The sequence below is a fragment of the Paeniglutamicibacter cryotolerans genome, assembly GCF_014190875.1.
Classification (GTDB): Bacteria; Actinomycetota; Actinomycetes; order Actinomycetales; family Micrococcaceae; genus Paeniglutamicibacter; species Paeniglutamicibacter cryotolerans.
Genome location: NZ_JACHVS010000001.1, coordinates 705,157 through 719,343 on the forward strand (window position 1 = coordinate 705,157; position 14,187 = coordinate 719,343).

Annotated in this window: 15 protein-coding genes and 1 pseudogene; 12 read left to right on the top strand and 4 right to left on the bottom strand. The window is 64.3% G+C overall.

All coding sequences use genetic code 11. From position 1 onward, the window contains the following. Nucleotides 1–95 precede the first annotated feature (95 nt). Both E9229_RS19975 and E9229_RS03410 read left to right on the top strand, forming a co-directional pair. Complete coding sequence (locus E9229_RS19975) at nucleotides 96–674, top strand: LysR family transcriptional regulator (protein WP_183509879.1); 579 nt, start codon at nucleotides 96–98, stop codon at nucleotides 672–674. A gap of 56 nt (nucleotides 675–730) precedes the next feature. Further along, complete coding sequence (locus E9229_RS03410) at nucleotides 731–1,015, top strand: hypothetical protein (protein WP_183509881.1); 285 nt, start codon at nucleotides 731–733, stop codon at nucleotides 1,013–1,015. Between the two features lie 110 nt (nucleotides 1,016–1,125). Here the strand turns inward: E9229_RS03410 and E9229_RS03415 are convergent, their stop codons facing one another. Both E9229_RS03415 and E9229_RS03420 read right to left on the bottom strand, forming a co-directional pair. Further along, the gene (locus E9229_RS03415; RefSeq protein WP_183509882.1) at nucleotides 1,126–2,451 is read right to left on the bottom strand and encodes an MFS transporter; all 1,326 of its coding nucleotides are present in this window, start codon (nucleotides 2,449–2,451) and stop codon (nucleotides 1,126–1,128) included. Between the two features lie 57 nt (nucleotides 2,452–2,508). Then, nucleotides 2,509–3,729, bottom strand: coding sequence for a M20 metallopeptidase family protein (locus tag E9229_RS03420; RefSeq protein WP_183509883.1), 1,221 nt, complete (start codon nucleotides 3,727–3,729; stop codon nucleotides 2,509–2,511). A 266-nt stretch (nucleotides 3,730–3,995) separates the two neighbouring features. On the opposite strand from E9229_RS03420, the gene E9229_RS03425 reads away from it, so the two are divergent. Together E9229_RS03425 and E9229_RS03430 are read left to right on the top strand one after the other, a co-directional pair. Beyond that, nucleotides 3,996–5,009 (top strand): Lrp/AsnC family transcriptional regulator, encoded by a 1,014-nt coding sequence (locus E9229_RS03425; RefSeq protein WP_183509885.1) that lies wholly within the window; start codon nucleotides 3,996–3,998, stop codon nucleotides 5,007–5,009. A gap of 308 nt (nucleotides 5,010–5,317) precedes the next feature. Next, nucleotides 5,318–6,754, top strand: a pseudogene (locus tag E9229_RS03430) (amidohydrolase). 90 nt (nucleotides 6,755–6,844) lie between these two features. Here E9229_RS03430 and E9229_RS03435 read toward each other — a convergent pair. After that, entirely contained in the window at nucleotides 6,845–6,982 is a 138-nt protein-coding gene (locus E9229_RS03435) for a hypothetical protein (protein WP_183509886.1), read from the bottom strand. 189 nt (nucleotides 6,983–7,171) lie between these two features. On the opposite strand from E9229_RS03435, the gene E9229_RS03440 reads away from it, so the two are divergent. The 6 genes from E9229_RS03440 (at nucleotide 7,172) to pcaC (ending at nucleotide 12,540) form a co-directional block, all read left to right on the top strand. Further along, entirely contained in the window at nucleotides 7,172–8,368 is a 1,197-nt protein-coding gene (locus E9229_RS03440) for a 4-hydroxybenzoate 3-monooxygenase (RefSeq protein ID WP_183509887.1), read from the top strand. 54 nt (nucleotides 8,369–8,422) lie between these two features. Continuing rightward, nucleotides 8,423–9,235, top strand: coding sequence for a protocatechuate 3,4-dioxygenase subunit beta (pcaH, locus tag E9229_RS03445; protein ID WP_183509888.1), 813 nt, complete (start codon nucleotides 8,423–8,425; stop codon nucleotides 9,233–9,235). Then, nucleotides 9,236–9,814 carry a protocatechuate 3,4-dioxygenase subunit alpha gene (gene pcaG / locus E9229_RS03450; protein WP_183509889.1) on the top strand — a complete coding sequence of 193 codons (579 nt, stop codon included), beginning with the start codon at nucleotides 9,236–9,238 and terminating at the stop codon, nucleotides 9,812–9,814. It begins immediately after the preceding gene. A 122-nt stretch (nucleotides 9,815–9,936) separates the two neighbouring features. Further along, nucleotides 9,937–11,328 carry a lyase family protein gene (locus E9229_RS03455; RefSeq protein ID WP_183509890.1) on the top strand — a complete coding sequence of 464 codons (1,392 nt, stop codon included), beginning with the start codon at nucleotides 9,937–9,939 and terminating at the stop codon, nucleotides 11,326–11,328. Then, nucleotides 11,325–12,146, top strand: a complete 822-nt coding sequence (locus tag E9229_RS03460) for an alpha/beta fold hydrolase (protein WP_183509891.1) — start codon at nucleotides 11,325–11,327, stop codon at nucleotides 12,144–12,146. Before E9229_RS03455 ends, E9229_RS03460 begins: the two co-directional genes overlap by 4 nt. Then, nucleotides 12,139–12,540 (top strand): 4-carboxymuconolactone decarboxylase, encoded by a 402-nt coding sequence (pcaC, locus tag E9229_RS03465; RefSeq protein WP_183509892.1) that lies wholly within the window; start codon nucleotides 12,139–12,141, stop codon nucleotides 12,538–12,540. Before E9229_RS03460 ends, pcaC begins: the two co-directional genes overlap by 8 nt. Before the next feature lie 126 nt (nucleotides 12,541–12,666). Here the strand turns inward: pcaC and E9229_RS03470 are convergent, their stop codons facing one another. Next, nucleotides 12,667–13,269: a tRNA-specific adenosine deaminase gene (locus E9229_RS03470; RefSeq protein ID WP_183509893.1), complete on the bottom strand. Its 603-nt coding sequence runs from the start codon at nucleotides 13,267–13,269 to the stop codon at nucleotides 12,667–12,669. Between the two features lie 141 nt (nucleotides 13,270–13,410). Here E9229_RS03470 and E9229_RS03475 point away from each other — a divergent pair, with 141 nt between their 5' ends. Both E9229_RS03475 and E9229_RS03480 read left to right on the top strand, forming a co-directional pair. Then, nucleotides 13,411–13,725 carry a hypothetical protein gene (locus tag E9229_RS03475; RefSeq protein ID WP_183509895.1) on the top strand — a complete coding sequence of 105 codons (315 nt, stop codon included), beginning with the start codon at nucleotides 13,411–13,413 and terminating at the stop codon, nucleotides 13,723–13,725. Nucleotides 13,726–13,728: 3 nt separating this feature from the next. Next, nucleotides 13,729–14,142 carry a DUF4097 family beta strand repeat-containing protein gene (locus tag E9229_RS03480; protein ID WP_183509896.1) on the top strand — a complete coding sequence of 138 codons (414 nt, stop codon included), beginning with the start codon at nucleotides 13,729–13,731 and terminating at the stop codon, nucleotides 14,140–14,142. The last annotated feature ends 45 nt before the right edge of the window (nucleotides 14,143–14,187 follow it).

Sequence of the window (14,187 nt, forward strand, 5' to 3'; positions counted from 1 at the left end):
AGCACCTCCCTATCGGGGATCGTCGGAAACCGCCCGTGGAACGTGATCTGCAACCTCGTCGATACCCTCCTGTGTCGGCAGCACCCTGAACCCGCATGTTGTGCTCGGGAGATGAATTACCGACATCTGCTGTACTTCCTGAGCGTGGTCGCCACGGCACGGTCACTGCTGCGACAGAGGCCCTCCACATTGCCCAGCCGGCCCTGAGCCGGCAATTGAAAACGTTCGAACGCGAACTTAATTGTCAATTGTTCGAAACCCGCAGTAATCGCCTGACGCTGACTCCCAGTGGTCGTGCATTCGGTGGCCCGGCACGAAAACTCCTGGTCCAGACACGTGATCCGCAAGATGCCGCACAGGTGCTGCGCACCTGGCAGGTGTCCACCCTTTCCTGCGCCGCCACCGCCGCTTCTATCTGCGGCTTCCTGGCACCCTTCATTGCCCCCCCCTCGCAGGAGCCAACGATCGTGGTCAGGGAGGCCTCACACTTCAGCTTGGAGGAGGCCCTGCTACATGACCTTGATTCATCATCTCCCCGATACTGCCCAGCAGCACGCTGGATCCGGGCCCCCTGGGAAGCATCGCCCTGCGCGCGTTCTCTCCAGAAGGGCATCCCTAGCTGCGCTCGGGGCGGGACTTGGTTGGTTTGCCCTAACTCTGCGACGAACAATTGATCATCCCCTCCAGGCATAGCGTCAGCCGGCAGATCTCGGATGAATCCCTCAATCGTATGGATCTGGATCTGAGCCAAACGATCATCTGGGACGACGTGCTCTCCGCCATGGCAGTGGTTGCGGAAGGTCGCGGGATCAGCATCAGCATCAGCATCGAAGTATCGGTCTACGCGCCCCGGGGCATCGACATCGTTGAATCCGCAGAAGACCCCATCGTAAGCGCGCTCAAAATGAATATGCATGCGACTTGGCATCGGGGGCACTACGCCAAGGCCAAGATCCGGGAAACGGCCCGCCAGCTGCGCCCCTGGGCCGAACCGCGGCAGTCTGAGGCAAGGTGACCAGGCGTCCCGCGGTCCCGGAACGGCAAAGGCCTGGGGGTGCATATGCCATCGGCATACGCACCCCCAGGCCTTCCCAAAGTTGGAAGCCGGAACCCGGGCGGGAAGGCCTACTCCTTGGTCAGGTCCTTGCCCTTGGACTCGGGCAGGGTGAGTGCGACGACCGTGGAGATCAACAGCAGCGTGATCACGTAGATGTTGAACGTGGCCGGACCGAACCGGGCGCCCAAGAACGTCTGCAGATACGGTGCTGTGCCACCGAAGAGGGCAACGGCCACGGCATACGGGATGGCCACGCCAATGGTCCGGATACGGGTGGGGAACATCTCGGCGAAGACGGCAGGCAAGATGGACAACGTGGCGCCCATGAAGAACAGGATCACCGCAGCCGGAATGAACAGCGAAAGGAACGAGGATGAGACCATGGCCTGCATGGGGGCGAAAAGCAGCATCGGAACGCCGGTGCCGATGACCAGCCCGGCCCTCCGCCCGAATTTGTCGGAGAACCGGCCCCAGAACGGCAGTGCAATGATCAGCACCACGTTGCTCAGCAGGTTGGCCAGCAGGGCCGCGCCCTGGTCCATGCCGTTCAGGACCACTGCCTGTTGGACCGCGGAGACTGCCCAGACGTAGTAGCAGACGGTGCCGCCAACGCCCAGACCAATAACTCGAAGGGCAGAACGCCAGTGCTTGCGGACTTCCGGGAACATCGGTGCGCGTTCGCCGGTCTTTGAGGCCGCGAAGGCCTCTGTTTCATGCATCCGACTGCGGGAGAACATGACAGCCAGGCCCAGCAGGCCGCCGATGACGAACGGGATGCGCCAGCCCCAGGCATGCATGATGTCACCGGGCAGGATCGCATTGAGGATCACGCCCATGAGCATGCCTGCCACGATGCCGATGGTTCCCGAGACGTAGATCATCGATGACCAGAGTCCACGGCGCTTGGCCGGGGCGGTCTCGGCAATATAGGTCTGAGCCGATGGCATCTCCCCACCGTGCGCAAGTCCCTGCAGCAGCCGTGCTGTCAACAGGATGATTGCTGCCCAGACCCCGGCATTGGCGTAGGTGGGGACGGCCGCGATCAGCAGCGATCCCACCGAGGCCAGCCCCACGGTGGAAAGCATCGAGGCCCGGCGGCCCACATTGTCCGAGAGCCAACCAAAGAGCCATCCGCCCACCGGGCGGGCTAGGAAGCCCACGGCAAAGACACCCATGACGCCAAGTAGCGCGGAAAGCGGATCCTCCGGGTTGAATATCTCGGTGGCGAAGTAGATGGCGAAGGCCGAGTAGATCCCCCAGTCGAACCATTCCAGGGCATTGCCCATGCCGGTGGCAACGAGGGTACGACGCTCCCGGGGCGTGGCCTTGCGGTCGAGATCGGCGGTGACAGGGAGGTCTGCCCCTAATTGTGGATGATGGTGTTGCAACGTCATGATGCATCCTTGGGTTTGAAAGACCGGGTGTTGATTTCGACGAGGCGCCGGGGACGATTAACGTGCGGCGAGTTCACCGATGCGTGAGAAGGCCAGATGCGTGTATAGAGCAGTCCCGGAGGTGAGCACCGAATCGTCGAACACGGCCCGCGGCGAGTGGTTGTACTCACCCTGGTCCCCGGCCAGCGGGGTCGCATCCAGATTAATGAAGCTGCCCGGGACCTGCGCCAGCACGTCGGCGAAGTCCTCGGAACCGCCCAACGGGTTGGCTATGGCCAAGTGCCGGTCCTCGCCGAAGAGCTCTATGATCTGCTCCTGGACGAAAGTCGTGTTTTCCTGGTCGTTGACCAGGACTCGGCCCCCCACACGGTAGTCCACATCCACTTCGAGCCCGTGTGCCGAGGCGATTCCCTTGAGCAGTCGCGGCACCGCCACCATCATTTTTTCACGGGACGCATCTGAATACATCCGGATACTGGCGCCGAATTCAGCGGTATCGGGAATCACGTTGATGGCTTCGCCTGCCTTGACCATTCCCACGGCCACGACGACCGGGTCGTGGGCATCGAACTGGCGGGTCACCATGGACTGCAGTGCGGTGATCATTTCTGCCATCACCGGGACCGGGTCCTTGGCCCGGTGCGGTGCCGAGCCGTGCCCACCACGGCCCAGAACCGTTACATAGAGCCCGTCTGCGGCCGACATCATGATTCCCTGCCGGGTCATGAACTGCCCGGTGGCACCACCTGAACTGAACACATGCAGGCCGTATGCCGAATCGACACGGCGTCCGGCCAGGTCCAGGATCCCTTCCTCGATCATCATCGGCGCCCCCGCCAGCAGTTCTTCGGCAGGCTGGAACATGAAGACCACGTCCCCGTCCAGCAGGTGGCGGCGATCGGCCAAAAGCCGAGCTGCCCCGGCAAGCATCGAGGTATGCAGGTCATGGCCGCAGGCATGCATGCGGCCATCGATCCGGGAGCTGAACTCAACACCGGTGGCTTCCTGCACCGGCAAGGCATCCATGTCGGCACGCAGGAGCACGACCGGGCGGTTGACGGAGGGCTCGGTGGCGGTTCCGCGCAGCACCGCACCGATCGAAGTGCATCCCTTGCCCAGAGTGACTTCCAGGGGCAGGTCCGCTAGCTCGGTAAGCACGGTTTCCTGGGTCCGGGGAAGGTCCAGCCCAAGCTCGGGGGCCTGGTGCAGCGTGTGGCGCAGCCGGGTCAGGTCCCCATGCAGCTCGTGGGCATCTTGAAGGATGGTTGTCGTGGTCATGGTGACCCTTTCCTAGACGGCCCTCCCTGGGCCCCTACCGACGTTCGGCATGGGCGGGGTGGGGCCGGACGTGCTTATCGGCTGATTTAATCTTGGGACATAGATCACATCCAGTAAAAAAGAATGATGAAATCACCAGAATCATTGGTTCAAATCGAAGAAACCGCCAAGCACCTTGATGCTGAAGGGCATTGTCCCTCCAAGGGAGCCAGTCGTTGGACCCGTTCCGGGAATCCGTTCTGGCCAGAAGACGCGAGAATGAAAGCATGCAGATGCTCAGCGAACGTGATTTGGAACTGATCCACGCCCTGCAGATCGCCCCGAGGGTCTCCTGGGCAGCGGCCTCCGAGATCCTCGACGCCCACCCGGCGGTGCTGGCACAGCGCTGGGACAACCTGCGTTCCATGGGAGCTGTCTGGATTGCCGCCCAGCCTACCGGTCATCCACGGCAACAGGTCATCAGTTTCACCCAGGTCAGTTGTGCTCCTGAACACCGCGATTCCATCATCCGCTCCCTGATGGAGGTCTCCGAGGTCTATTCCGTGGACATGCTCTCGCAAAACCACCGGCTGGGCATCATGCTCACCGGCAAATCCATGTCGAATGTCGTGAACGGGACCTTCAATGAGATCACTCAGCTGCCCGGGGTAACTGCCCTGCACTCGAACTTTTCGGTGCAAATGCACTTCACCGCCAGGGACTGGCACCTGAGCGCTCTCGGCCGCTCCCAGATCGCCGCGCTACGCGAACTCGATGGACAGCAAACACATACGGACCCGGGCATCGCCATCCGCGAAGAGCACCGGCCGATCCTTTCGCTCCTGCAGCAAAATGGCCGGTGCACCGCTGCTGATGTTGCACGCGTCACGGGCCTGTCGCCGACCTCGGCACGACGCCAGCTTTCACGGGTGCTGCATAGTGACATCATCACCCTGCGTTGCGACATGGCCCAAGCCCTCTCGGGTTTCCCCATCACCGCCCAATGGTATGCCCGGCTTCCGGCCTCACAGCACGCCGAAGCGGCCCGGGCCTTGTCCACCCTGCCCAACATGCGCATGGTCTGCACCACGACTGGCCAGGCCAACCTGCTCATCACCATGTGGCTTGCCTCCGTCAACGACATACTCGATGCCCAGCGGAGCATTGAAACGGCCGCAACGGGGATCGAACTGCTCGAAAGCGCCCTCTTGATCAGCCCGTCCAAGCGCATGGGCTGGCTCCTGCGCCCGGACAGTACCACCACTGGCAGGCAGGTTGCCCCTCCGCTTCCATTGCGGTGAAGGCCAGCCAGTCCATGCCCGACGGGCATCATCAGTCCACCTTCTTGGTCGTGGCAGGTCGGGAACACCACGGCATATGCTTGGCTTCCATCGCGCCCGGCGCTTGGCGGGACAAGTCCCCCACTGAGGCGGGTCCGCCATCCGAAAGGTCGCTACGCAGTGCCTCCCACGCTTTTTACCAATGGCCGCATCCACACGCTCAATCCCCGGCAACCCTTGGCCCAGGCCATATTGACGGACCAGGGGCGCATTATCGCGGTCGGCAGCCGGGACGAGATGTGCGCCGCGTCCCCTCCGGAACCCGCTGCGTGGATTTGGGCGGGGCAACGGTCCTGCCCGGCTTCACCGATTCACATATCCACACCGCGAGCCTGGCCCGGGCCTTGACCGAAGTGAACATGCGCGAAATCGCTTCGCTTTCCGAGGCCCTCGAGCGCCTCGCCGCAGCCAGTGGACGCTACGTCCCGCAGTAGTGGATCTTTGGCGGCTGGTGGAACCACAACGCCTGGGAAATCCCCGCACAGCCCGACCGGCTTCCACTTGACCGCTTATGCCCCGAGAACCCAGTGGCGCTTACCAGCGCCGACGGGCATACCGTGTGGGCCAACTCGCTGGCCCTGTCATTGTTGGGAATCCACGAAGACAGTGAGAATCCTCCCGGCGGGGAACTCGTTCGAGATGAACAGGGACGCCTCACAGGCATCCTACGTGAATCCGCTGTCTTCGCCGTTCGCGAGCTGGCCGCAAGTCCCCTCTCGGGCAACCTGGAAACCCAGTTGCTGAGCGCCCAACGGCACCTGCTTTCCCACGGCATCACCTCCGTACATGACATCGACGGGCCCGATGCACACGCTGCTTTTGTATCCTTGCGCCAGCAGGGACTGCTCGACCTGCGCGTGCATAAACTGCTTGCCGTGGGCGAGCTGGAGTCCGCGATCACCGCCGGACTTCGGTCCTATGAGGGGGACGGATGGATCAGCCGTGGTGCGGTGAAGATCTTCTCAGACGGGGCTGCCGGTTCACATACCTGCCATATGTCAGAGCCCTTCGCCGACGACGAATCAAATGTAGGCATGGAGGTGACAGCCTACTCCGAACTGGTCCGTCTGGTCGGGACCGCGGCCGAAGCCGGCATTGCAGTAGCCATCCACGCCATTGGAGACCGAGCCAACCACCTGGCCCTGAACGCACTGGCCGGAGCATCGGAGGCAACGGGCCGCCATGCCCTGCGCCACCGCGTCGAGCACGCCCAGTTCCTTCTCCCGTCCGATGTGGACCGTTTCGCCTCGCTGGGCGTCATCGCATCAATGCAGCCCCAGCACTGCCCTTCAGACGTTCCGCTGCTGGGCATGATCGCCGGACCGGATCTGGCCTCCTACGCATGGAAGTCGCTGCTGCGCAGCGGGGCCGAAGTGGTCTTCGGTTCCGATTCTCCCATCGAACCGGCCATTCCGCTGAAGGGGATTCATGCGGCGCTGAAACGGACCACGCCTGCCGGGGAACCGCCCGGCGGATGGGACCCGGCCGAACGGCTCAGCCTGGCCGAGGCGCTTCACGGATATTGCGTGGCTCCAGCCTTCGCCTCCGGCGAGGAAAAGCTCAAGGGCTTACTGCGCCCCGGAATGCTCTCGGACTTCATCGTGCTGGACCAGGACCCCTTTGCCCTTCCGACCCACGAGGTCAAGCACGTGCGGGTGCAGTCCACAGTGGTCGGCGGTGTGGAGCGCTACCATCGCGAGGCCTGAGCCACCCGGTCGGCCAGGCTCCCCGTTCTATCCACGACATAGGTGGCGATCCTGGCTGCCCCTGGCCCGGAGGGCTCCTGCTTGCGGCAATCATGCTGAGGCGGCAGTGGCCGCATAGACTCCGCTGAGGTTCCCCACGCCACGGACAATCATCTCCGGGACCAGTCTGCGCAATAATGCTCCCGGTTCATCGACGCCGGGGCCATCGGCGAAGCTGGCTATACCCATTGACTGAAGATTCCGCCGCGGAGTAGAGGCGAAAGAGTTCAAAAATTCTCATTCAATGAGACAGGCGTGGTGCGCTTGCTCACGCCTGCCCGACACTGGAAGCAGCAAGATACAGCCTCCAACGGTGCGCCCCGGCGCAGAGTCCCCCGGCTGATCGACTCCCTCGAACCAGCCAAGGAGCCTCCTTTCATGGCCAACGAACGCACCCTGATCAAGACCCGCGTGGGCATCGTCGGCGGCGGCCCCGCCGGCTTGATGCTGAGCCATCTGCTTTCCCATTCCGGCATCGAGAACCTCGTTGTCGAAATGCGCGACCACGAGACCATCCGCAACACCCACCGCGCCGGCATCCTCGAAGCCCAGGCGGTGAAGATGCTGACCGACTCCGGCATCAACGGCCGGGTACTGACCCACGGCGACGAACATTCGGGAATCGACCTGCGCTTCAACGGAGAATCGCATCCGCTGGACTTCACCGACCTGGTCGACGCGACAGTCACGCTCTACGCGCAGAACGAGGTCTTCGTGGACCTGGCGGCAGCCCGTGAGCGCGACGGCGGGGACGTGCGCTATGGCGCCGAGGTCACCGCCGTCTTCGACATGGAGACCGACACCCCGAAGTTCCATTTCACCGACGCTCAGGGCCAGGCCTTCGAGGTGCACTGCGACATCCTCGTCGGTGCCGACGGTTCGCGCAGCTTCTGCCGCCGCGCCATCCCCGAGGACAAGCGCGAAAACTATACGGTCAAGTACCCGTTCGCCTGGTTCGGCATCCTCGCCGAAGCCCCCAAGTCCTCCGCCGAGCTGATCTACGCCAACTCCCCGCACGGCTTCGCACTGATCTCCCAGCGCAGCGAGAGCGTCCAGCGCATGTACTTCCAGTGCGACCCGAACGAAGACACCAGCAGCTGGGACGACGACCGCATTTGGGCCGAATTGCAGCGCCGCGTCGACGGTCCGGACGGCTTCGAGCTCAAGCGTGGACGGATCTTCGACAAGTCGGTGCTGCCGTTCCGCTCGTTCGTGCGCGAACCCCTCTCCCACGGCCGCCTCTACCTGGTCGGCGATGCCGGGCACACCGTCCCGCCAACCGGCGCCAAGGGTCTGAACTTGGCCTTTGCCGACGTGAAGGTGCTCTTCGAAGCCATCGACTCTTACTATTCCACGAGGGGGATCGCCCTGCTCGAGGGCTACTCCGACACGGCGCTCAAGCGCGTGTGGAAGGCGCAGAACTTCTCCTACTGGATGACCACCATGCTGCACACTCCCCCGAACGCCGATCCATTCCAGCTCAAGCGCGCGATCGGCGAGCTCGAGACGGTCGTCAACTCCCGTTACGGCCAGCAATACCTGGCCGAGTCCTACACCGGGTGGCCACATTCCTGACCGGATCGGCTGCCCGGAAAAACCACATCGAACACCCTTGAAAGGAGTAGCTCCATGAACATCGAAGAATTCGAAGACGGCCATGTCATCGACACCAACCCGGATGCAGCCGCTGCCACCCAGGACCAGATCACTGCGGAAATCGGCGCGATCCACGAGGCCTACGAGGCCTCGGGCAAGTTGGAAACCCAGCCACGCATCGACTTCACGCCGTACCGTTCCTCACTGCTGCGCCACCCCACCAAGTCGCTGCACCACGCGGACCCGGAAACCATCGAACTGTACGCCCCGGCCTTCGGCCAGCGAGACGTGCACGCCCTGGAGTCGGATCTGACCATCCAGCACAACGGCGAACCCATCGGCGAGCGCATCGTCGTCACCGGTCGCGTGCTCGACGGCGACGGCCGCCCGGTCGTCAACCAGCTCGTGGAAATCTGGCAGGCAAACGCCGCCGGCCGCTATATCCACAAGCGCGACCAGCACCCGGCGCCGATCGACCCGAACTTCACCGGCGTCGGCCGCACCATCACCGGGGAGAACGGCGAATACTCGTTCACCACCATCAAGCCGGCCCCGTACCCGTGGAAGAACCACCACAACGCTTGGCGCCCGGCGCACATCCATTTCTCGCTCTTCGGAACCGACTTCACCCAGCGCATGATCACCCAGATGTACTTCCCGGGCGATCCGTTGTTCTCGCTGGACCCGATCTACCAGGCGATCACCGACGTCAAGGCCCGTGAGCGCCTCGTGGCAACGTACGACCACAATGTCACGACGCACGAATGGTCTACCGGCTACAGCTGGGACATCGTGCTCACCGGCAGCAACCGCACCTGGATGGAAGAGGAAGAGGGCGAGCACTAGATGTCCAAGGCTCCAGCATTGAAACTGACACCGACCCCGGGCCAGACCATCGGCCCGTTCTACGGTTACGCGCTCCCGTTCAAGGACGGCGGGAAGCTCGTTGACCGCGCCCACCCGGGCTCGATCCGCCTGCACGGCGTGATCACCGACGGCGCCGGGGAAACCATCCCCGACGCGCTGCTGGAAATCTGGCAGCCCGACGAGGAGGGCAACGTCGTCTCCGAGACGGGCTCGCTGGTCCGCGACGGCCACACCTTCACCGGCTTCGGCCGGGTGGCGGTGGACAACGTCGGGCACTACACCTTCACCACGGTGAATCCGGGAGCGACCGAGGCCGGCAAGGCCCCGTTCATCATGCTCACCGTCTTCGCCCGGGGCCTGCTCAACCGGCTGTTCACGCGCATCTACCTGCCCGAGGACACCGAGGCACTGGCAACCGACCCATTGCTGACCTCGATGGACGAGTCCGCACGCTCCTCGCTGATCGCCACTCGCGAGGCCAACGGGGACCTGCGTTTCGACATCAGCCTGCAGGGCGGGAACGAGACCGCGTTCCTGTCATACCCGCGCGAGTCCTAGCACCGGGCGCACCCCGCCGGTCCCCGCCCTTCGACGGCCGGCACCGGCGGGGTGCGCGCCGCGTTAAGCGCCGGCACCCGTACGATCAAAGAACAACACCCCTTTTTGTCAGGAGCACCACCTTGAGCGATGCCGACTACGGCCTGCTGAATCCAGCCTGGGCCGGGAGCCCGGTTGCCGCCCACACCTCCGATGCCGCCTTCGTCCAGGGGATGCTCGACGTAGAATCGGCCTGGGTCGCCACGCTTGCCGCCGCAGGTCTGGCCACCGACGATGACGCAGCGGCCGTTACGTCGATCGCGCAGGCCGACCTCTACGACCTCGCCTCGTTGGCGGCCCGCGGACAGGATGGCGGCAACGCGCTGATCCCGCTGCTGGGCGACATGCGGGCGCTGCTGGCCGCCGACGGCGCCGAGGCATCGGCTTCCAAGGCGCTGCACCGAGGCGCCACCAGCCAGGACATCATCGATTCGGCCCTGATGCTGATGGCGTCGCGGGCCATGTCGGTGATCGGCGCCGAGCTGCGCACTGCGGCCGCCGGGCTGGCCGCATTGGCCGATGCCCACCGTGGAACGCTGTGCGTGGCGCGTTCACTGACCCAACATGCGCTGCCCACCACGTTCGGGCTGCGTGCGGCCAACTGGCTCTCCGGCGTGCTGCTGGCGGGGTCGCGCCTTGATGCGGCAGAAGCAGCGCTGCCGCTGCAATGGGGAGGAGCCGTGGGAACCCTCGCCTCGCTGCGCGATGCGCTCGGCACCGACCCCGAGTCCGGCGTCCGTGTCGGGGCCCTGGTCTCGGATCTGGCATCCCGGTTGGGCCTGGCCAATCCCGTCACGCCCTGGCACACCAACCGCCTGCCAATCACCGGGATCGGCGCCGCATTAGCCGATGTCATCGCCGTCGGAGGCAAGGTAGCCGCCGACGTGCTAATCCTCTCCCGCCCGGAGATCGCCGAGGTTTCCGAACCCCGCGAGGCCGGCAAGGGAGGTTCTTCGGCCATGCCGCAGAAGCAGAACCCGGTGCTCTGCGTGATGCTGCGCAACGCGGCACTTGCCGCACCCGCACACGTCTCCTCGCTCTTCCTGGCCGCTGGCACGGCGGTGGACGAGCGACCCGATGGCGCCTGGCACACCGAATGGGCTCCGCTACGTGAGCTGCTGCGCCTGGCCGGTGGTTCAACGGCCAAGCTCGCCACACTGGCCACCGGGCTCGGCGTGCACCCTGCTGCCATGGCAGTAAACGCCGGCATCTCCGGCGACTTGCTGGTCAGTGAGCGGCTGATGAGCCGCCTGACCCCGCTGCTCGCCGGCGGCAAGCCCACCCTGCAGCGCATCATCGGTGAATCACTGGCCTCCGGCGTCCCATTGCGCGAGCTGCTGCGCTCCGACATCCCCCTGGCCACACTCTCCAACCGGGACCTGACAACGCTGCTTGACCCCTCCGGATACCTGGGCCAAAACAACGAATTCATCGACAGCATTCTCACCGACTTCCAGAATTGGATTGCCTCATGACCGCTCCGCTCCTTACTCCCACGCTCCTGCACCAGGACACCGAAAAGCCCACGCTGATCCTGGGCCCCTCACTGGGCACCGGTTCGCTGGCCCTGTGGGGGCCGTCCGTTCCCGCACTGAGCGGGCACTTCCAGCTATTGGCCTGGGACCTGCCCGGGCACGGGGCAAGTGCGCCCTCCACCGGTGGCTTCACCGTTGCCGAACTGGCAGGTGCCGTGGTGGCAATGCTCGAAGCCCTGGAGACCGACGGCGTGATTGTCGCCGGGCGCCCGCTGTTCTATGCCGGCGTGTCCATCGGCGGCGCGACCGGCCTGCAGCTCGGCCACGACTACCCTTCGCTCTTCGCCGGGATCTCGATCGTCTGCTCCTCGGCGAAGTTCGCCACCCCCGAATTCTGGAACGACCGCGCCGATCTGGTCGCCACGGCGGGTACCCCCACCATGGTCACCGGCTCGGCCGAACGCTGGTTTGCCCCGGGCTTCATCGAGAAGAACCCGGTTCCGGCCACCGATCTGCTGCACAACCTGCAGGATGCAGACCGCTTCTCCTATGCCCACGCCTGCCGCGCCCTGGGCGGCTACGACCTGAGCAACAAGCTCGGTGCCGTCACCGCACCGGTGCTGGCCATTGCCGGCGCGCACGATGTCGTTTCGCCTCCGGAACACGCCCACGCGATCGCCGAGGGCGTCGCGGACGGCCGCGCCGTCATCATCGATTCAGTCGCGCACCTGGCCCCGGCCGAGGATCCCGCAGCGACCAGCGCGCTGCTCATCGATTTCTTCACCAGCATTCCGATCAAGGAGGCCACCCATGGCTGATTCCACCCGCCTGCCCGGCGATACCTATGACGCCGGGTTCGAGGTGCGCCGCCAAGTCCTGGGCGATGCACACGTGGACCGCGCGACCAGCAGCTCCAACGACTTCACCGACGAGTTTCAGGAAATGATCACCCGGTACGCGTGGGGCACCATCTGGACCCGTGACGGACTCGAACGCACCACGCGTTCGGCCATCACGCTCACCGCGCTGATCGCCGGTGGATTCTGGGAGGAGCTGGAAATGCACGTCCATGCGGCGCTGCGCAACGGGATGACACCCGATGAAATCAAGGAAGTCTTCCTGCAGTCGGCCATCTACTGCTCCGTCCCGGCAGCCAACACCGCCTTCAAGATCGGCAAGAAGGTCCTGGCCGAATACGAGTCGGCCCAGTAGTACCCGGAATGCACCAGCGCCTACCGACACCATTTGGGGTCGGTAGGCGCTGGTATTTCCGCCGTGCGGCATGGTCCGGTACCGGTGTCTGGATCCGACACGGCGATGGACGGACCGACATCGGTGTCACATCCTGCGGAGCCCCGATTCCTGGGCAATCTCCCCGGATGCAACGCGGCGGGCATACTCACCAAAAACCGTTGCCAGCTCGGCGGTAAGCTGCCCGCCATTGACCTCGATGCCGCGCCGGGCACATTCGGTTTCCCAATCGGGAAGCATCGGTCCTTCGTCGTATCCGGTGAGTTCCTCGATCATCCGGGCGCTCAGTCCGTATTCGATGGCGCCGATGCCAGACCAGATGACAGCGCCCAGGCACATGAGGCAGGGCTGGGCGTTGGTGGTCAGTACACTGCGCCCCGGTCCGCCCCGCGCACCCAGGTCCCATCTCCCCAGGGCCCGGTTGGCCAGTTGCAGTGCCACCATTTCGGAATGCATGCCCGAGAGCTTCGAATCAAGCACCAGGTTCACGCCCAGCGACTGCAGGGCCCCGGTTTCCGCGTCGGTAACGATGGCAGCAAACGGACCCCCTGTCCTCTCCTCGACGTTGCGGATGGCCAGGGAATTCACCAGGCGCAACCGGTCGTCCCGCTCGGTGAGGCGGGACGGGATGTGCGTGGACTCGAGCAGCAGCCAAGGCGGCAGCAAGACGGCGAAACCGGTCGGCATCATCGTCGGCTCCTTTCAGTATGGGGCCCTGCAACCATCATGCTGCCGCCCCGCCACGCAGGCAAGGCGGCTGGGCAAAGCGATACTCTGCGGGGGCCGTGCCAAGGAACAAAACGCGATATATCGCGACTTTAAGGAGCAGGCATGAACACGAACCAGTGGTCCATCAGCACCCCGCAAACGCTGGACCTCGACGATGTTGCCGAACTGCGCGTCGCCCTAGTGCGCGGCCGCGTGGATGTCATCACCCACGCCGAACCCACCACCACCGTCCAGGTCAGCGAGATCTCCGGGCGCCCCCTCAACGTCAGTCTCAACGCAGGGATCCTGCGGGTCGAACACCTCGATTCCGGAAACTGGCTGAGCAAGATCATGAACTTCGACAACCGGGACCGGGTCGTGATCTCCATCGCCATCCCCGCCTCCCTACTCGTGGCGGTCTCAACCGTCAGCGCATAGGGCATGGTCAGCGGCACCAGTGGCCACACAAGGCTCAAGACCGTCTCCGGCTCGCTGCTGGCAGACGCCACCGCCGGGACACTGAGCGTGGACACCGTCTCCGGTGAGATCATCACCCGCAACCACCGAGGCCACTTCGCCGCCAAGTCGGTATCGGGAGAGGTCACGGCATCCGGTGAACTGGAATCGGTGCGGGCATCGACCGTTTCGGGCAATTTCTCCTTCGACATCGGCGGCACACCGGTGGACCTGGTCTCCAAGTCGGTCTCCGGCGACCTGACGGTCCGCATCCCAGAGGGCCTGGGCATCGATCTGGTTGCCACGTCGACCTCCGGTTCGATCTGCCTCGACGGCGAACGCCATTCGGGGATTTCGCAAAACTGGAAATCCGCCGTGGAGACGGGACCCCGGCATTGAACGTCCGCAGTTCCTCGGTCTCCGGAAACGTGTCAATTGTGCACC